This is a genomic window from Emticicia fontis (assembly GCF_054779675.1).
The window spans coordinates 24595-43846 of the sequence record NZ_BAAGXU010000052.1 but is presented as its reverse complement, the minus strand read 5'-3'; the positions used below and the strand labels follow the sequence as shown (position 1 = coordinate 43846).

Below are 19252 nucleotides of genomic sequence, written 5' to 3'. Positions count from 1 at the left end.
ATTAATGCTTAGGGCAATCGCATTGGTTTTTGCCTTTGAACAAGCCCCACATAAAGCCCTTTTTCTTTTTGTAAGCGCCACTTTTTTTTCTGCGGCCTTTGCCCAGTTCTTTTTTGACACTAACAGAAGTTTTAGTGTCGATGCTTGCTGCTTGCGAAAATTCAGGGGTGATAGCCAGTAGAGCTACGATACCAAGAATAGCTACTTTTTTCATTTGGTCAGTATGTTTTCAATTGGAACGTAAAATTTACAACAAAAATTACACCACCACAACACTTTCCACCGAAAAAGCCATTGGTTTATCGGCAAATAGAGGTTTTGTTTGCGCCCATACGGTCTTAAAAAGCGCCGAATCGCGATAGTTGTTCAAATCTTCTTCCGAAAGCCAGTGGCTATGGGTCATGAAAACAGCAGGCTGGTTAATATCCCGCATTAATTCAAGATACCGGCAACCTTGCATGGCTCTTATCTGTTCTCTCGAATTCTCAAAAACCTTTAAGAAATCTTCCACCTTATCTTCCTGAAAGGTCATTCTTACATAACGTATAAGCATAGGGAGCATTTTTTACAAATATAATACAAGGCTCTGTTCCAATTTTATCACCCTATCCATTAACTTTTGTAATACATATATTATGCGGTATATTCACGGCTATTATTCATACATTCCGAAAATTAAAATAACAACTAAAAATTGTAACCTTAAAACATCATTTTCTGTTTGAGTAAGATTAAAAACCGAGAGAGAGTTTGTGCTATAATAAGAGATATAATAGGTTTTTAATTGTACGAGTTTAAATGATGCCTGCTTTTTTGTTTACTTTTTTTCAGGTAAAAAAAGTAAAAGCCTTCCAAATAAGAAATACTGGGGAACTATAACTAAGCAGGTTTACAAAATTAATTGATAGTGAATGTAGCTTGAGATTTTGGTGTTAAATAATATTTTCTTAGAACTTAAAAGCAATTATTCGATGATTACAAAAACTATTGAATGGAATAGTGTCCAGGAAACATATCCTGATCCAGACCGCATTATTGTTATATCATTTGATACAGAAGAATTTGGTACAAGTAAACTACCCTGCTTCGCAAATTATTCTACCGAAGACGATTTATTTTATGATGAAGAATGGCGGGAATTAGAAACACAGCCGACTTTCTGGGCTTATTTACCTCAGCCATTCTCAGCTTAAATTCGAACAAGCCGATAAAAACCAAAACCTCCTGCGGCAAAGCTACAGGAGGTTTCCAAACCCCTAACCTAAACAAAATATGAGAATGAATATTTGTAATCTTACGCCTGTGATTTCTTGCGCCAAGTGAATGTTGTCAAATAATTATTGAGAATAAAGCTGCTGGTAAAGATTTTTGTAATTAGTTTTTATGGCTTTTAAAAAATATTTGGCTATACTTGATTGTTAATTGTTTGTGTTTGATGATTCAAAATTAGTTGTTCGCCACCGTCTTCAAAAGTCAGAATTGATTCGTGGACAGAAAGAATATAGATGTGGCAGGTTTTGACTCAAATACGGTTTCACAATTAATCAATAGTCTTTTCAACCAGATTTAACGTATTAACCTATGAAAAAAGCTACTCATGCCTTATGCTTTGCTCTTTCGCTTGTCTTTTTTTGCTACCAGACCTATAGTCAAGGCCCAAAAGTCTTAATCATAACCGCTCACCCGGATGATGAAACCATGTTTCCGGTAACAGTTTTTAAAGTAACGCATGAAATGAAAGGAACCGCCGATGTGGCTTTGATAACCGACGGATCAGGCGGATATAATGGTTTAGTGGCCTCAAGCTATTATGGAAAGAACATGACAGATTCGGCCACCGGAAGAACTTATCTGCCTTTAATCAGAAAAAAAGAATTGCTTTGTTCAGGTGAGGTAATGGGCATCAGAAATTTTTACTTCTTCGACCAGATAGATGATTTCTACCAGATGAACCCCGAACCTTTCTTATCAGGCGAGCGCTGGGATGTAGGCTATATTGAGAAAAAACTGGATAAAATATTAGAGCAAGGCAAATACGACTTTATTTTCTGTTTAGTACCTGATGCCGGCCAGCACGCCCATCATAAAACTGCCAGTATCATGGCATTACGGGCAGCTCAAAGATATAAAGGCGCCAATAAACCGATAGTCTTAGGTGGCAGATCGGCCGGTAAAGACTCTGATTATAAGTTTATGGGCCTGGATAATTATCCCGAAACCAATATTCTTGAAAAAGCACCTGTGTATTATTTCGACCGCTCTTATGGCTTTGGCGAAAACAACAAACATAGCTATATGATAGTAGCTGATTGGGTAAAGGCCTGCCATAAATCGCAGAGTGGAGATATGAACGCTGCCATGCACAAAGGTGAATTGGAGACATTCTGGTATTTTGAAATCAATGGGGCACAGAGCATTGAGAAGACCCGGGCTTTTTTTGAACAATTGAAGAGCAGCGGTTTCCCTACTAAATAGGTAGATTTGCTGATAGTAAACCGTTTTACTGAATAAGTGTCTGTTTTACATTTTTAAAAAAATTTAAAAATTAATCTCTTTGGCGCATAAAAAAGTGCAATGGTAAGCAGAAAAGCCTTAAATTTGCTAAAATTCTCCATGTTTAGTGCCGCTAAAACAAAACTACAATCATAATGGAACAGCAGATTATCACAAATGAACCTATTGCTTACGAGAAGATTCCAACCAAGATTTTCAAAGATTCAAAAGAAGCGTCAAAGGCAGTAGCCCAGGAAATTGCCGATTTGATTCGCGAAAAACAAAAACAAGGAAAACAATGTGTGTTGGGTTTAGCTACGGGCTCGTCTCCTAAATCAGTATATGCCGAATTAGTGCGTATGCACAAAGAAGAAAATCTGAGCTTTAAAAACGTAGTCTCTTTTAACCTTGACGAATACTTTCCGATGGAGCCTGACTCTTTGCAAAGTTATGTTCGTTTCATGAAAGAGCAACTTTTTGATAAGGTTGATATTCCGAAAGAAAACTATTTCATCCCCGATGGCACTGTTCCAGCCAGTAAGGTAAAAGATTTTAGTGATGAATATGAGAGAAAAATAGATGCCATGGGCGGTCTTGATTTTCAGTTGTTGGGTATCGGTGCCAATGGCCATATCGGTTTCAATGAGCCGGGTTCATTGATTAATTCAAGAACTCGTCTGATGATGCTCGACCACTCAACACGTGTGGCAGCAGCCTCAGATTTCGGCGGTAGTCTGGTAAAAGTTCCTAAAAAAGCCATTACCCTTGGAGTATCTAAAATTCTGAATGCGAAAAGAGTAGTGCTACTAGCCTGGGGTGAAAGAAAAGCACCGGTGATTGCAGAAGCCGTAGAGGGCAGAGTAACAGAATCGGTACCTGCTTCGTACTTACAGACACATCCGAATGCGATGTTTGTGATTGACGAAAGAGCAGCATCGGAGTTGACTCGTATGAAAGCGCCTTGGATGGTTGAAGATGTAGAGTGGACAAGCAAAATGGTGAAAAAGGCCGTTACTACGCTTTCGCTTTCATTAGGTATCCCTATCCTGAAATTAACGAATAAAGATTATAACGATAATGGTTTAAGTGATTTGTTGGCGCAACACGGACAAGCCTACGAAATCAACATTGATGTATTTAACCAACTACAACATACGATTTCGGGCTGGCCGGGTGGTAAACCAAATGCTGACGACACCAATCGTCCGGAAAGAGCTTTACCTGCCAAAAAACGTGTGATTATCTTTAGCCCTCACCCAGACGATGACATTATCTCAATGGGTGGCACATTCCAACGTCTGGTTGACCAGGGGCACGATGTACACATTGGCTACCAGACTTCGGGTAATATTGCCGTAGCTGACGACGAAGCTATCCGCTTTATTGATTTCGTGGTTGACTTTAACCATAAATTCGGCATCGAAAATAAAGAAACACAGGCTTTATTTAGTGAGGCACAAGAGTTCTTGAAAAACAAGAAAGACAGTGATGTTGATACCGCTGCCGTAAGATATGTAAAAGGCTTGATACGTAGAGGTGAGGCGAAAGCTACCTGCCGTTTTGTAGGTATTCCTGAGTCAAATGTACACTTCCTGGATATGCCTTTTTATGAAACAGGTCGTATTGAGAAAAAACCTTTAGGAGCAGACGATATTAAGGTAGTAGCTGAACTGATAGAAGAAGTAAAACCACATCAGCTATACGCTGCCGGAGACTTAGCCGATCCTCATGGCACACATAAAGTTTGTCTGGATGCTATTTTTGCCGCTATCGAAGGCTTGAAACACAAGAACTTTATGAAAGATTGTTGGGTATGGTTATACCGTGGTGCCTGGGCTGAGTGGGATATTCATGAAATCGAAATGGCAGTACCAATGTCGCCAGATCAGGTGCTCCAAAAACGTATGGGTATCTTCAAACACCAGTCACAAAAAGATGGTGTGGTATTCCAGGGAACTGATGCCCGCGAGTTCTGGCAACGTGCTGAAGAGCGCAACAGAGGTACAGCAGGCCTTTATAACAAATTAGGTCTTGCAGAATACGAAGCAATGGAAGCTTTTGTGAGATGGAAGTTTTAATTCTTAGTAGTATATCAATGAAAAATGCGCTTGATTTCACAATCAAGCGCATTTTTCATTGATATATTTGATTCAATTTAAATCGTTTTTACGTCAAACTTGAATTTATCTTTATTCGGCACACATTTGCCATCTTTGGTTGTACAAGTCTGGCATTCGATTTTGCCCTCAATTACCGGATTAGCCTTCATAACTTTAACTTTCTGAATAAATTTGGCTTCATGCTCAAAGTATTGCACTTTACCACCCCAGATATCATCAAATTTCTCTTTCGGTTTCACAGGCACCAATTTGCCAACCAAAGTATAAGTATCGTTTTTGGTAAAATTAGCAGTAGTTGGCAATGGCCCATCTACTTTTAGTTCAGACGAATACATATACCAGTTTTCGTCAATCTTTGCCGTAAAAACCAAATCAATAGTTTCGCCTACTTTAGCAGAAGTTTTTGATGGAGTAAATGTCCATTTAGCAGGTTTAAGAATCTGTGCCGAGGCTGCCAGTGAAGAGGCAAATAACAATATAAAAAGGGCTTTTTTCATGCGTTTAAAAAATATGGATACTATAAAATTACTTCTATGTTGTTTTCATTGATTAACGACCAATTATTCATTTTCATATATAGCTGGGCTAATACTTTAACATCATTTGCGCAATATCGTTCAATTCTGGCCATGTCTTTTTCTATATAATAAATCTGATTAATCTGGTCGCCACTTGCTTCATTTTCACTATCAGGAATATCAAAAATCAGGGCCAGTAAATCTAATGATACATAATGCTTGTAATCACCGAATTTCCAAAGGTCTAGGGTGTCAAGATGAGGTATTTCCCAGGGTTTCTTGCCTGATACCTGCAAAACCTTAGGCAATGCCATGCCATGAACCAGCATACGGCGGCAAATGTACGGGAAGTCAAACTCTTTGCCATTGTGCGCACAAAGCATCAGGTGAGAGCCTGCTTTATGTTTCTCAACAATCGTTTTGAATTGCTTTAAAATCTCAGCTTCTGATTCTCCACGAATCATCTTTACACGAAGCGTTGGCTCATCATTATCATCAAAATAAATGCCACCGATACCAATACAAATAATTTTACCAAACTCGGCGTAGATAGATGCACGTTTGAAATAGACATCTTCATCCGGAAGATTATCCGTATTCTGAAAATAACTTGCTTTCTTAAGCCACAACGGTTTTAACCGGGTATCCAGTGCATCGAAATGGGCTTCCTGAGATACTGTCTCAATATCTATAAATAGAATATTCTTAAGCTGTTTGACTATATTTTCTGTCATTAGATTGTGTGTATTTTCTAACAAATTTACACAATTTATAACACAAAATAAAGGATTAATGCCACTAAAATCCAGTAAACAGGCAAAACAAACATCACTATTCCACCAGTTATCGAATCAAAGAAAACCGAGCCACGGGTAACCTTTCTTGAAACCGACTCAGCCAGAAAATTAACCGGAAAATTAACAACCCGACCGATATAGTAGAAAGGATTTTTCCAGAAGCTAGCCTTTGGCAATGGCACTTCAATCAATTTGGTTAACTTCTCACTTAAGATGCGGTTGAACTCTTTCAGGAATAAGCCCTCAGACGCATCTTCCGGCAATTCTTCTTTTTGTAAAGGCTCACCGATATTTACTTTAACTATTTTACCAAATTTATTATAGTTATTGTAGGTAATTCCAACTGGAACCACAGTCACATCCATATTATCACCCCAGGCCTTTTGCGCCAATCTGCCTGTACCTTTTTTCAAGGGTAATAATTTGGTCTGGTTGGTACATAGCCCTTCCGAAAATATCAAGACAATCTCGCCATCTCTGAACAATTCAATACATTTTCTGAAAGTGTCGTCATTATCCCCCAGATATTCCTTTCCCTCCGATAACCTGTACATAGGCATCATATAAAGGCTATTCAATATTTTTTTTGCTAATGGTTTCTTAAATACATCCCCACGTGCCAGAGACCAGATTCTGCGCTCATAATGCCCGCAAAGCACTACTGCATCAAAGAATGAATTGAAGTGATTGGAAGCTAACATTACAGCTCCCTTTTTGGGTATATTTTCTAAACCAGTCCATTCAATACGTTTGATAAAGAACTTTAAAAGAAATGGAGAAAAGATTCTCAGAAAATCGTAAAACAATGTTTGAGTCTATTTAGGTAATACAACAGAATTATGTAAGCGTATTTTAGTAAGATTCGCAAAATAAATATTCTTTAGCAAACGCCCTATTTGGTTTGTAGAGACAGGGCAATGCCCTGTCTCTATGCATACCTATCTTTAGGTTTTTATTATAGCTACAAATAAAATGAGAGTTTATCTCGTGAATCTTCATAAAATCCTTCAAAATTCCGAAGAAATACGGTTATCTCCAAGTATTCAGGCAGATTAGTATTGGATTAACATAGACTAGTAGTATTTTGTCCAATATTTCATAAAAATTAAATTCTCTTTGGTTTTGTTATTGAGGGCTGTAATTTCGTCGCAGTTTTACAACAAAACTTCACCAGAGGATGTTTAGATAGTGTTTTTCTGACTGAAGATACCCTTACAAGCGTCGGATTCTATTATTTAAAACTACTCATAAGCCAAAGAAACAACATGAATAACCTACAAGAGAAAATCACGGCGATTTTTCCTACTGCCGACCAGATTCCGGAAGCTTATCAGATTGAACCAGTTCACCAGAGAGAGTATTTAGTCGGTGGTGAAATGCGCCAATGGACAGGTGCAACGCAGGATGTGTACTCACCTGTATATGTGAAAGGAGCAGACGGCCAATTCGAAAGCAAGTACATCGGTAGTTTTCCGATTGGTGATACCGCCGAAGCTATGGAAGCCCTGGACGCTGCCATTAAAGCGTTTGACAGTGGCCGTGGTGAATGGCCAACTATGAGTGTAGCTGAGCGCATTGCCTGCATGGAGAACTTCGTAAAGAAGATGTTGGAAAAGAAAACAGCCATCGTAAACCTGCTGATGTTCGAAATCGGAAAGTCTTTGGCTGATTCAATCAAAGAATTTGACCGAACTGTTGAATATATATACGATACCATCGATTGCCTGAAAGACATAGACCGTACCTCTTCAAGATTCAAGATTGAGCAGGGTATTATCGGACAAATCCGTCGTTCACCGTTTGGCGTAGTGCTTTGTATGGGTCCATTCAACTATCCATTAAACGAAACCTATACTACCCTTATTCCGGCTATTCTGATGGGCAATACCATTCTTTTCAAGCCACCAAAACATGGTACGCTTTTGCATTACCCGATGCTGCAGGCATTTAAAGAATGTTTCCCTAAAGGGGTGGTTAATACGATCTATGGTCGTGGGGCAAATGTAATCCCGCCCATTATGCAAAGTGGCAAAATCAATATTCTTACCCTGATTGGCTCAAGCAAAGTAGCGAATGACTTAAAGAAAATGCACCCTAAACTTAATCGTTTGAGAGCAGTTTTAGGCTTGGATGCTAAAAACGCAGGGATCGTATTAAAAAATGCCGATGTAGAATTAGCCGTTAAAGAATGTATCCTGGGCTCGTTATCATTCAATGGTCAACGTTGTACGGCTATCAAAATTATCTGGGTACACCGCTCTATCGCGAAGAAATTCCTGAACAGATTTACAGAAGAACTAGAGAAACTGAAATTTGGTATGCCCTGGGAAGCAGGCGTAAATCTTACTCCTTTACCAGAGCCTAACAAACCAGCTTATCTGACCGAATGTATTGCAGATGCCAAAGCCAATGGTGCTGATGTTATAAACGAAAGCGGTGGCACAGTAGTTAATTCATTCTTCTACCCTGCAGTTTTATATCCGGTTAATGATAAAATGAAAGTCTACTCAGAAGAACAATTTGGCCCGTTGATTCCGGTAGTACCGTTTGATGACGTAGAAGAGCCGATTCAGTATTTGATAAATTCTTCGCATGGCCAGCAAGTAAGTATCTTTGGCACACACTCAGACCAGATTGCCAATCTGATAGACCCTTTGGTAAATCAGGTAAGCCGTGTAAATATAAACGCCCAATGCCAGAGAGGGCCTGATACCTTCCCATTCACCGGACGAAAAGACTCGGCAGAAGGTACGCTTTCGGTAGAAGATGCACTAAGAGCATTCTCAATCAGAACAGTAGTAGCCACCAAAGAAACGGCTGAAAATAAAAAGATTTTCAACGAAATTGTAGAAGACCACAGTTCCCATTTCTTGTCTACAAAATATATTTTCTAATAAAAATGCCCCGCTGAAACGGGGCATTTTTTTATGCTTCTAGCCTCTGCCTGAAATATTAGTTCTTATCAGGCGTTTTTTAGCAAACAGAAATAAGTTTAAATGGGTTATATCTTGTAAAAAGAATATTTTTATAATTTTGACGAAATTTCTAGTAAAGCAGATTGATACATTCTCTTAAAATAAACCCCAATTAAAAACAAAAACCTATGAAGATTCTCACCAAAGTAGTATTTTGTCTTTTTCTGACGGGCGTTTTTTATTCTTGTAAAAGAGCTGCCACACCTACTAAAGGCGGCATAGTTGGCGAATACGAAGAAGATTTATCTGCCGTGCGCCTGACCTACGATAAAAAACCTGATATTGATAGCAAAGATGGCAAGATAAACCGAGACAATGTTTATAATGCCGTGAAAGACGAGATTCCGATGAATGTCAACAAACAAGTTGACAAGGCATTAGATTCTATGTCGGTGCATAATAAAAATATCCGCTATTCAGCCGGATACAGAATTCAGGTATATGTAGGCAATGAACGCCGAGAAGTAGATGAGGCCAAATCGTATATCTATCAGAACTTCCCTGATATGAATACATATCTTACATTCAGTCAGCCTACTTATCGATTGAAAGCAGGTGATTTCACGAGCCGGATGGATGCTGAAAGATACTACAATACTATTCGTCAACGCTATTCAATGGCGATGATTGTGCCCGAGCGGATTGATATTCGCAAGAGTATGCAGACAAAATAATAAACCAACAGACCATATATAAATCTTATTATGACAGCTTACGTTTTTCCGGGACAAGGCGCTCAATTCAGTGGAATGGGCAAAGACTTGTACGAAAATTTTCCTCAAGCCAAAGCGCTTTTCGATAAAGCCAACGAAATACTCGGTTTTGACATCACTAAAATCATGTTTGAGGGCTCAGACGAAGACCTGAAACAAACCAACGTTACACAACCGGCTGTCTTTCTTCACTCGGTTATCTTAGCCTTGAATCTCCCTGATTTCAAGCCTGATATGGTAGCGGGTCACTCTTTAGGAGAGTTTTCAGCTTTAGTTGCCGCAGGAGCTTTGTCTTTCGAAGATGGCTTAAGATTAGTAGCGCAAAGAGCCGATGCCATGCAACGTGCCTGTGAATTGAACCCATCAACAATGGCTGCTATTCTGAATTTAGACGATAAAGTAGTAGAAGATATTTGTGCCGCTATCACCGAAAAATCAGCAGATAATGTAGTGGTAGCCGCTAACTATAACTGTCCGGGACAATTGGTTATTTCAGGAAGTATTGAAGGAATCAATATTGCTTGCGAAGAACTAAAAGCTGCCGGAGCAAAAAGAGCCTTAGTTTTACAGGTTGGAGGAGCCTTCCATTCACCTTTAATGGAACCAGCTCGCGAAGAATTAGCAAAAGCCATTGAGAACACAACATTCTCAACCCCTACCTGCCCAATCTATCAGAATGTCAATGCATTGCCATCAACAGATATTGGTACAATCAAAGCGAATCTGATTGCTCAATTAACAGCACCTGTACGCTGGACACAATCTGTTAGAAACATGGTAGAAGATGGCGCCACCAAATTCGTAGAATGCGGCCCGGGCAAGGTTTTGCAAGGATTAGTAAAGAAAATTGCACCAGAGGTGGAGACTGCTGGGGCGGCGTTATAAATTGTAGCATAGAACCGACCAAAGTGCTCCAAATTAACAAAGGAATAATTATTATTGTAACATAATGCAGACTTGAGTCCGCATATGTAAGAAAAAATACCTTTGTTATCTTAGCCGGTGAATTTATTCACCGTCACAGGCAGGCGAGGTGGGAAACCATTTATAAATATAAAAGAGACGTAGGCTCCCTGCGTCTCTTTCTTTATAGCTTAACCCTTACAAACTACCCAATCTTCCCATCCAAAACGGCCTGTATCGCCGCTCGCGCCTCATCAGCTACTTCCTTAGTAGTCTTTCCTTTAGGTTCTATACTTTTCAAAGCTGTCCATGATAATCTTGAAAAAGAAGTTAATGGAAACATTCCATTAGTAGGATTAAACCTACGAGAACCTTGAATAGCTACAGGTACTACCAAAGCGTTAGGTGCCCTTTTTAACAAGGCTGAAATACCGCCTTCGGCAAACGCTTTCATTTCATCTGTTCTCGAACGGGTTCCTTCCGGGAAGATAACAGCCGAGAAATTATTCTCATGAATATACTTACTTAATCGTAGAATTTCAGACACTGCCTGCTTGCCATCTTTACGGTCAATAAGGGCGGCACCACTTTTGCGTAGGTTATAGGAGATAGCCGGAATCCCTCTGGCTAATTCTTGTTTAGATACAAAAATGGGTTGGTGTTTTCTGAGGTACCAGATAATGCCCGGAATGTCAAAAGTGCTTTGATGATTGGCTATAAAGATAATAGGTCGGTCGGTCGGATATTCTTCTAATTGTTTGAAATGAACAGTTGAACCCGTTAAATAATAACTCGTATTAAGCGCCAGATTAAAGATGTCAACTGATTTTTTATGGGCTTTCTTGCCAAAAACATTAAAAGCAATCACCTGAACCACATGAAAAATAACTAATAATAGTCCAAAATAGAGTAAATAAACAACACTCAATATGTAATCAAGAATCTTTTTCATGCAATTTTCTTTTTGTGCAAAAATAGGCAGAAAAAGGTTTCTATCACAAATTGACTCAATATTTTACTGTTTTTAGCTAAATAAGATTTAACTTGTGTCGTTTTTATAAATAACAGAGCTTTAAAAGATATTATCATGGAATTATCCAATTCAAGATTAGAGGTAATGAAGTTTGTCGGACAAAAAATTGACTATTTTTTTGACGAATTCCTGAAACCTATCGAGACTAATTGGCAGCCATCAGACTTTCTTCCTGACGCAACAAACGAAAACTTTTTTCAAGAAGTAAAACTGATACAAGAAAATGCCAGAGAATTGCCATACGACTATATAGCGGTATTAATCGGCGACACCATCACTGAAGAAGCCTTGCCAACCTACGAATCATGGTTAGTAGATGTAGTCGGAATTGATCAGGTAGATGAACCAAACGGTTGGGCAAAATGGGTGCGTGGATGGACAGCCGAAGAGAACCGCCATGGAGATTTATTGAATAAATTCTTGTACCTGTCAGGCCGGGTAAATATGCGCGCCATGGAAACCTCAACTCAATATCTGATTGCCGATGGCTTTGATATTGGCACAGGCCGTGACCCTTACCGTAACTTCGTTTATACGTCTTTTCAGGAATTAGCCACCAATATTTCGCACCGCCGTACGGCTACTTTAGCCAAAAAATACAGCAATAATTTATTGTCTAAAATGTGCGGAGTGATTGCTTCTGACGAGATGCGTCATGCCAAAGCCTATAAGACTTTTATCAGCAATATTTTTGAAGTAGATCCATCAGAAATGATGTTAGCCTTTGAAGATATGATGAAAAAGAAAATTGTAATGCCGGCGCACTTTTTGCGTGAATCAGGCGTAAAAATCGGGCAAACATTCTCGCACTTCTCTGATGCAGCGCAACGTCTGGGTGTTTATACCACGATGGACTATATCGAAATCATGGATTCTTTATTAGACGAATGGAAAATAGCCAGCATAAGCAGCCTGAATGATGCAGGCGAAAAAGCCAGAGATTATCTGATGGCTTTACCAGCCCGTTTAAGAAGAGTAGCAGAACGCACAAAAGTACCTACTTTAGAATACGAATTCAGCTGGATAGCCTCGTAAATATCATTGAGTGAATGAGCGATTTAGTGAATGAGTGATTAGTTTTTTATAACTCATTTTTCAATAACTAAATCACTCATTCGCTCAATCACTCATTTATTACAAAATTTATTCCATAACTCTGTGCCCTTGGCTTGTTGCAGGTTCTTTAATTGCAATAAGTCTTCACACATCTTTTTCGTATCTTTTTTCATGGCATAGGCACTGGCTCTGCCATAATAAGCATCAATATTTAAAGGATTTTTATCCAAGCTCCACGTATAGTTTTTGATGGCTTCATTATAATTCTTCAAAGTCAGATTATATTTCCCTTCTGCCAGAAACTCATTTGATTCCTGTATTTTTTCCTGTTCCGTTTCCTGTGTGGATGAAGAATTTTGCCCTGCCTGTTTTTCTGTCCATCCGAAATCAAAGCCCATCATTACCTCCACATTTACTGGTTTTCCTTCCCATATGGCAGGTTTCCATTTCCCCTCTGTTCGCTTAATGGCTGCAATCAGTTTATTATTATAGCGGTCATTGGTTGTTCTTAGAATCTCAATCCCTTTTACCTCTCCGACGGCAGTGATAATGAATCTTGTATAAAAATCACCCGTTCTGAATTCGGGAAAATCGAAGATTTCTGAAATGTATTGGCTGGCATTCATCTCCGCATCCATAAAGAAAGGCTCCAGATAATTAGGCTTATACACGTAGATAGTATCTCCACCTTTGGTGCGATATTTCTCTGGTACAAACCCGATATTATATAAATGCGCTGGCGTAAAAGTAATTTTTAAAGCACTTGCCGAATCAGAAGTGATTTGTTGTAAAACCAGTTTAATATCGCTGGCTTGCTCTACTTTATAGAAAGTATCATTGCCTACGATGAGCGTATCATGCTTTATCCGATAAGATCGGTCTCCGGCTTTTCCATCATATACTACGCGCGAAGTGCCGCTTTTATCAAAAATATAGCGCAGTTGAATATCCTTTACACTCTTATCTAAAATCGGACTTCCATCCCTTAATTGAATATTTTCTTTTATCCAATCTCCAATTACATTCTGCCTGATGTTTTGCGCAAAAGCCACCGACGACAAACAAACCAAAAACAAAGTCTTAAGCATACAGATAAATTTTGTAAACGAAATTAATAAAAACAGCAAAAAATCGGCATAAACAGGCTGATTTTTTTGTTTAAAACCATTCCTTATTGAGCCACCAGTTTATCATAAATAGGTTTTAGCTGTGAATCTCCAAAGCCATATACTCCCTCTTGCTCGCTAAACTGACTAAACACTTTATAGAAGTCCGTTTCTCCTTTTTGAAGAATATCAGTCAACACACGTTCCGGTCGGCTTAGGGCGCCATCTACTGCAAAACGCTCAATATGTGCCTGACAAGCCTCTAGTAAATGCGGAAAACAAATCGATTTTCTTTCTGAAAGTTTTGACAAAGTAAGCAAATCCTGATTCCTATAAGCTTGCCACAATTCTCTCGCTAATTGAAAATCTTCTTCCTCAAAACGAACTTTATTTGAAAAACTTACCCTTAAATCGTCAGCGTCAGCACGTCCAAATTCTTTCCAGATGTCGGCTTCCGCCAAAAAAGTCGGATAAACCATATATACCTCTTTCTGAATCTGTAAACTATCAATCAACGACAACACAAACCAGACATTGGCCTGACAAAACAAATCATATCCAAACCAAAGGTTGAATATTGAGCCATCTGGCGCATGCAATATTTTATTAAACTCGCTAACCGAATAAGATTGATATTCCGCTAAACTAACGCCCAAGCTATCAGCTCTGTTTTGCCAGAATTCAGCCAAAGTATCTCCTGCCAGGCTTCCATCAATTAAAGCCTCTCTTGTACTGACAATTTCGCCTGCAATGTCGGCCTCCCCGAAAGAATTTGCTAAGGCATCGCCGTTTAGAATGTTGTATGTCATAATCTATTGAGTGAATGAGCGATTTAGTGATTACTTTTATTATTTTCTTCTCTTTTTACCTCCCCAAGCAACATACAACCAGCTACTCTTAAACCGCCTTTCAATAAAGTTGCTTTAGAAGCTCTGTTCTGAATATTGCATCGGGCTGCCGGAATTCTGCCTGCCAGATAACATACTTTTTTTAATTCTTGTATCAGGTAGGAACCTAAGCCTTTGTTTCTGTGGCTTTCAGCTACTTCCATATACAAATCTGCAAAAGGTTTGTTATAATGCAATAGAAAATCTCCTGAACCTACAATAGTCCCCTCAGACTCCAATACATAGCCACTCCCATCTTCTACCTTTTTACCAAAGGTTGCTTCATACGCTTCTTTTGAACGAAAAACTACCCCAGGAACTGATAAAGAAGTGACTCTATCTTCTTCAAACAAAATCACATCAGCCCGTATATTGGTAGCAAATTCATAAAGCATCGTAGTAAGCAATAAGGCATTACTCTGCGGCTCGATATATTTCGCATGGGAAATTTCTAATAAAACAGAAAAAACACGGCTAGCCAGATGTTGATGTAAGGGAAGCAGGTAAAATTCAAAAATGGTATCTCTATCTGCAATCTCCTGTCCTTTTATAGAGCCATAGCCAATCACCGCTTCGTCCGCATACAAAAGATAAGAATCTGACCAGCCACGTTCATGGCAGGCATTATATCTGATTTGTCGGTTCATTTCCTGCAGATATAAATCGCGATAGGGCAGAATATCTTTTAAATGGACTTGGGTGGCTTTGAAGTGCATAATAGGTAGTAGCTAAAATTCAATAATTGAATCAAGCCCCTCTTTATTGTGTTTATGGCCTTACTTTTTTGTAGAGTAGAAGTGAATGCAGGAATCTTAGAGTTAAGAAAGCCTAATAGCATATATATAAAACGAGGCTATATTGCTATAACCCCGCCCCTATATCTTTATTTACTAGCACTGGTTTGTTTATCATTTTGTACTTGTAGAACCATTGCTTTGAGTTCGTCTAGTTGTTTTAATATACTAGCGTTTTGTTGCTCCAGTTTTTGATTCTGCTGTTTTAATTCTTTCACCGAATTAACCAATGGCATAATAAAATCCGAGTAAGCCAATGAATAAGTCCCCTCTTCTGTTTTCTTAAGTCCACTAAACGGCACTCCCAGGTCTTTCATTACTTGCTCAATATCCTGAGCAATAAATCCATCATGGCGCACCTTGGTTTTATCACTGATATACGAATATGAAACCGTTTTTAATCGTGAAATGAAATCAAGCCCCAATCGGTCAGTATAAACAATATTCTCTTTCAGACGTCTGTCTGATGGATAAGTATAAGCCACCTGCCCTTCTATTACTGTAACCGAGCTATTACCAATACGCACCTTGTTAGAAGCATCTACATTAGCCCCACTGCCTATGGCGGTGGAATTACTAACAGTGACAGAAGAATTGGCCTGATATCCAATAAATGTATTATAGTTTCCAGCCGTATTATTTGATCCGGCCGAATATCCTGATGCCGTATTACCAGCTCCTGTAGTATTATTATTTAATGCATAATAACCGGTACCTGTATTACTCCCGCCAGAAGTATTTTCATAGAGAGAGTAATACCCTACTGCTGTATTTAAGCTACTTATATTCTTAAAAAGAGCTCTTTCGCCAATGCCAGTATTATAACTGCCAATTTTATTGCTATATAATGCAAAAGTACCATTGGCTGTATTAGATACTCCTGTAGTATTATTATAAAGTGCCGCTGAACCAAGAGAGGTATTGAAGTATCCTTCAGAGGTATTTTCTAAGGCCCTTTCACCAATGGCTGTATTATAAATACCTGTTGTATTAAGCTTAAGAGCGCCAGCCCCATATGCACTGTTATGATGACCTGAAGTATTGTTTAAAAGCGTATTACTTCCAACAGCTGTATTCAAATATCCATCTAAATTGCCCGAAAGTGCCAATTCTCCTATAGCCACATTATAATAACCTATTGTATTAACTAAAAGAGCGTTATTTCCTACAGCAACATTCGAAGCCTCCGAAGCACTATTGGTTTTTCCACGCAAACCTTTAGGCGTAATAGTAATTGCTCCGTCGTTGGCTCCTTCTGTAAAAATTTGTGCATGAGTAATTGTACAGCTGATAAAGAATAGTAAAAAAGTATAATTTTTCATGTGTGTTTGCCTTCCAGTCTCCTTTAAGGAAGGACTTGCGTTTAGAAATGAGATGATTTATGCAGGAGTTCTGATTGCAAAAAACGAAAATAGCTAAATGCAAACCTTTGGACAAAGGGCAACTCAATTATTTACTAAACGGTAAGCAGAGAAAAGAATCCGACCTATTAAAGCTTATTTGAAGAGCAGATAAAAACAAAATCCCCTCAAAACCAAAGTTTCAAGGGGAATCATTAAGGGAGGAATATGGGGCTCGAACCCACGACCTTCGGAACCACAATCCGACGCTCTAACCGACTGAGCTAAGACCTCCGTCCTGTATTAAGACTGCAAATGTAAAGGCTTTTTTATGAAAAATCAAAAAAAATTTGCTCAATTTTGCCCTTACTACTAAATTAGGGATTATGAGCGAGCGAAGAACATCTTTTTTTGATACAAAAATCGAATTCCTGAAGGGTGTAGGTAGTGTAAAAGCCGAACTCCTCAACAAGGAACTGAATATCTTTACTTTTGGTGATTTAATAGAATATTACCCCTTCCGACACGAAGACCGCACAGAATTTCATCGCATCAGCGAACTCAACGAGGCCATGCCCGGCGCCCAGATTAAAGGCCGTTTACGCTCCTGGGAACGCATGGGCGAGGGCTCTAAAGAAAGATTAGTCGCCCAGTTTACGGATGGTACAGGAATTCTGGAACTGACCTGGTTTCAGGGTATTAATTTCCTGGAAAAAACCTTACACCTGCAAGGAGATTATATTGTTTATGGCAAGCCGACCAGTTTTAATGGCAGGTGGCAGATTGGTCACCCCGAAATGGATGTGCTGACACCAGAAAATGCACGAGGGGGCTATTTCCAACCGGTGTATTCTTTAACCGACAAAATCCGCAGACGATATGTAGACAGCAAGCAGATAAGCCGATGGATGAAAACCCTGTTGGAATCGGCAGTACAGCATATCCACGAAACACTACCGAAGTCTTTGATTCAGAAGTTTCGTCTGATCTCCAAGCAGGAGGCTATCTATCATATCCATATCCCATTAAATGCAGAAGCACTCAAGCAAGCTAAAAGACGGCTAAAATTTGAGGAATTATTCTACAACCAGTTTCGCCTCATTAAGCAAAAGCTGATTAGACGAGAGAATTATGCCGGACAGATATTTACCAAAACCCAACTACTTACCGAATTTTATCAGCATCACCTACCCTTTGATTTAACAGGGGCGCAAAAAAGGGTAATCCGTGAGATTTTTGAGGATTTGAAGTCAGGTAAGCAGATGAACCGCTTATTACAAGGAGACGTAGGAAGTGGGAAAACGATTGTAGCTTTTATTACCATGCTATTAGCGATTGATAATAATGCACAGGCTTGTTTAATGGCTCCAACCGAAATTCTATCCGACCAGCACTATACGAATCTCAAACGGTTTGCAGATCTGATAGGGATAAAAATTGCCGAACTGACAGGTTCTGTGGGCAAAAAAGCGAGACGAATCATTGCAGCGGGTTTAGAAGATGGTAGTATCAATATTCTGGTAGGCACACACGCTTTGTTAGAAGATTACGTACAATTCAAGAATCTGGGCTTGTGTATTATCGACGAACAACACCGTTTTGGTGTAGCACAAAGAGCCAAATTATGGGAGAAAAACCAGAATTTCAGACCGCATATTCTGGTAATGACAGCCACGCCAATCCCCCGGACTCTGGCAATGACACTCTACGGAGATTTAGATGTTTCGATGATTGATGAGCTGCCTGTGGGTCGCAAACCTATCCAAACCACTCATAGATATGATTCTGACCGTTTGCGGGTATTCGAATTCCTGAGAAGTGAAATCATCAAAGGCCGACAGGTTTACATTGTATATCCGCTCATTGAAGAATCTGAAACACTTTCTTTTAAGAACCTGATGGATGGCTATGAGAGTATCGCCAGAGCTTTCCCCGAATATATGCTGAGCATCGTACACGGCAAAATGGGTTGGAAAGAGAAAGATTACGAAATGCAGCGCTTTAAAAATAAAGAAACTCAGATATTGGTGGCCACTACGGTTATTGAAGTGGGTGTCGATGTACCCAATGCCTCAGTAATGGTGATTGAAAGTGCCAACCGTTTCGGCTTATCGCAGCTACATCAGTTAAGAGGACGTGTAGGCCGAGGTGCTGAGCAATCGTATTGTATTCTGATGACCGATTATAAAATAGCCAAAGAAACCCGTACCCGCATAGAAACCATGGTGCGCACCAATAATGGGTTTGAGATTTCGGAGGTTGATTTGTCATTGAGAGGGCCGGGTGATATGGCGGGCACCCAACAAAGTGGTATGTTAGATTTAAAAGTAGCCGACCTTGCCAAAGATGGCGAGATATTGAAATATGCCCGCGAAGCAGCGATGGAAATACTGGAACATGACCCCGACATTCAAAGTGTCGAAAATGCACCTATCAGGCATCATATACAAAACCTGCGTAGCAACGAAACCAACTGGAGCAGAATCAGCTAAATCGGATTAATTAACCGTAAAATCA

The 19252-nt window shown here is 39.3% G+C and carries 18 protein-coding genes and 1 tRNA gene; 8 read left to right on the top strand and 11 right to left on the bottom strand.

The features are described 5' to 3' along the window. Nucleotide 1: 1 nt before the first annotated feature. Together ACYVFA_RS22390 and ACYVFA_RS22385 are read right to left on the bottom strand one after the other, a co-directional pair. Entirely contained in the window at nucleotides 2–214 is a 213-nt protein-coding gene (locus ACYVFA_RS22390; RefSeq protein ID WP_460474100.1) for a hypothetical protein, read from the bottom strand. A 45-nt stretch (nucleotides 215–259) separates the two neighbouring features. After that, a complete protein-coding gene (locus ACYVFA_RS22385) occupies nucleotides 260–553 on the bottom strand; it encodes a putative quinol monooxygenase (RefSeq protein ID WP_460474099.1) in 294 nt (97 codons plus the stop codon). A 418-nt stretch (nucleotides 554–971) separates the two neighbouring features. Here ACYVFA_RS22385 and ACYVFA_RS22380 point away from each other — a divergent pair, with 418 nt between their 5' ends. The 3 genes from ACYVFA_RS22380 to nagB all read left to right on the top strand — a co-directional run bounded on the left by ACYVFA_RS22380 (nucleotide 972) and on the right by nagB (nucleotide 4571). Next, the gene (locus ACYVFA_RS22380; protein ID WP_460474098.1) at nucleotides 972–1193 is read left to right on the top strand and encodes a hypothetical protein; all 222 of its coding nucleotides are present in this window, start codon (nucleotides 972–974) and stop codon (nucleotides 1191–1193) included. Between the two features lie 388 nt (nucleotides 1194–1581). Continuing rightward, nucleotides 1582–2475 carry a PIG-L family deacetylase gene (locus ACYVFA_RS22375; RefSeq protein ID WP_460474097.1) on the top strand — a complete coding sequence of 298 codons (894 nt, stop codon included), beginning with the start codon at nucleotides 1582–1584 and terminating at the stop codon, nucleotides 2473–2475. Between the two features lie 173 nt (nucleotides 2476–2648). Continuing rightward, complete coding sequence (gene nagB / locus ACYVFA_RS22370; protein WP_460474096.1) at nucleotides 2649–4571, top strand: glucosamine-6-phosphate deaminase; 1923 nt, start codon at nucleotides 2649–2651, stop codon at nucleotides 4569–4571. A 77-nt stretch (nucleotides 4572–4648) separates the two neighbouring features. Here nagB and ACYVFA_RS22365 read toward each other — a convergent pair whose 3' ends face one another. Genes ACYVFA_RS22365 through ACYVFA_RS22355 form a run of 3 tightly spaced genes read right to left on the bottom strand, consistent with a single transcriptional unit; the run spans nucleotide 4649 to nucleotide 6734 of the window. Beyond that, nucleotides 4649–5110, bottom strand: coding sequence for a protein-disulfide reductase DsbD domain-containing protein (locus ACYVFA_RS22365; RefSeq protein ID WP_460474095.1), 462 nt, complete (start codon nucleotides 5108–5110; stop codon nucleotides 4649–4651). 20 nt (nucleotides 5111–5130) lie between these two features. After that, nucleotides 5131–5865 carry a 3'-5' exonuclease family protein gene (locus ACYVFA_RS22360; RefSeq protein WP_460474094.1) on the bottom strand — a complete coding sequence of 245 codons (735 nt, stop codon included), beginning with the start codon at nucleotides 5863–5865 and terminating at the stop codon, nucleotides 5131–5133. 35 nt (nucleotides 5866–5900) lie between these two features. Next, nucleotides 5901–6734 carry a 1-acyl-sn-glycerol-3-phosphate acyltransferase gene (locus tag ACYVFA_RS22355; protein ID WP_460474093.1) on the bottom strand — a complete coding sequence of 278 codons (834 nt, stop codon included), beginning with the start codon at nucleotides 6732–6734 and terminating at the stop codon, nucleotides 5901–5903. A gap of 459 nt (nucleotides 6735–7193) precedes the next feature. Here ACYVFA_RS22355 and ACYVFA_RS22350 point away from each other — a divergent pair, with 459 nt between their 5' ends. From ACYVFA_RS22350 to fabD, 3 genes are all read left to right on the top strand, one after another. Beyond that, nucleotides 7194–8822, top strand: coding sequence for an NADP-dependent glyceraldehyde-3-phosphate dehydrogenase (locus tag ACYVFA_RS22350; RefSeq protein ID WP_460474092.1), 1629 nt, complete (start codon nucleotides 7194–7196; stop codon nucleotides 8820–8822). A 209-nt stretch (nucleotides 8823–9031) separates the two neighbouring features. Beyond that, a complete protein-coding gene (locus ACYVFA_RS22345; protein ID WP_460474091.1) occupies nucleotides 9032–9577 on the top strand; it encodes an SPOR domain-containing protein in 546 nt (181 codons plus the stop codon). Nucleotides 9578–9607: 30 nt separating this feature from the next. Then, on the top strand, nucleotides 9608–10501 hold the full coding sequence (gene fabD, locus ACYVFA_RS22340) for an ACP S-malonyltransferase (protein WP_460474090.1): 894 nt from the start codon (nucleotides 9608–9610) through the stop codon (nucleotides 10499–10501). A 223-nt stretch (nucleotides 10502–10724) separates the two neighbouring features. Here the strand turns inward: fabD and ACYVFA_RS22335 are convergent, their stop codons facing one another. Beyond that, nucleotides 10725–11471, bottom strand: a complete 747-nt coding sequence (locus tag ACYVFA_RS22335) for a lysophospholipid acyltransferase family protein (protein ID WP_460474089.1) — start codon at nucleotides 11469–11471, stop codon at nucleotides 10725–10727. A 135-nt stretch (nucleotides 11472–11606) separates the two neighbouring features. On the opposite strand from ACYVFA_RS22335, the gene ACYVFA_RS22330 reads away from it, so the two are divergent. Then, nucleotides 11607–12587 carry an acyl-ACP desaturase gene (locus ACYVFA_RS22330; protein WP_460474088.1) on the top strand — a complete coding sequence of 327 codons (981 nt, stop codon included), beginning with the start codon at nucleotides 11607–11609 and terminating at the stop codon, nucleotides 12585–12587. A 92-nt stretch (nucleotides 12588–12679) separates the two neighbouring features. On the opposite strand, the gene ACYVFA_RS22325 is transcribed toward ACYVFA_RS22330, so the two are convergent. From ACYVFA_RS22325 to ACYVFA_RS22305, 5 genes are all read right to left on the bottom strand, one after another. Then, on the bottom strand, nucleotides 12680–13696 hold the full coding sequence (locus ACYVFA_RS22325; RefSeq protein WP_460474087.1) for an energy transducer TonB: 1017 nt from the start codon (nucleotides 13694–13696) through the stop codon (nucleotides 12680–12682). A gap of 83 nt (nucleotides 13697–13779) precedes the next feature. After that, nucleotides 13780–14523, bottom strand: a complete 744-nt coding sequence (locus tag ACYVFA_RS22320) for a hypothetical protein (protein WP_460474086.1) — start codon at nucleotides 14521–14523, stop codon at nucleotides 13780–13782. Nucleotides 14524–14546: 23 nt separating this feature from the next. Further along, nucleotides 14547–15317: a GNAT family N-acetyltransferase gene (locus tag ACYVFA_RS22315; protein ID WP_460474085.1), complete on the bottom strand. Its 771-nt coding sequence runs from the start codon at nucleotides 15315–15317 to the stop codon at nucleotides 14547–14549. A gap of 167 nt (nucleotides 15318–15484) precedes the next feature. Further along, nucleotides 15485–16717: a tail fiber domain-containing protein gene (locus ACYVFA_RS22310; protein WP_460474084.1), complete on the bottom strand. Its 1233-nt coding sequence runs from the start codon at nucleotides 16715–16717 to the stop codon at nucleotides 15485–15487. Nucleotides 16718–16954: 237 nt separating this feature from the next. Further along, nucleotides 16955–17030, bottom strand: a tRNA-His gene (locus ACYVFA_RS22305). 91 nt (nucleotides 17031–17121) lie between these two features. Here ACYVFA_RS22305 and recG point away from each other — a divergent pair. Beyond that, on the top strand, nucleotides 17122–19227 hold the full coding sequence (recG, locus tag ACYVFA_RS22300; RefSeq protein WP_460474083.1) for an ATP-dependent DNA helicase RecG: 2106 nt from the start codon (nucleotides 17122–17124) through the stop codon (nucleotides 19225–19227). Nucleotides 19228–19252: the final 25 nt, after the last annotated feature.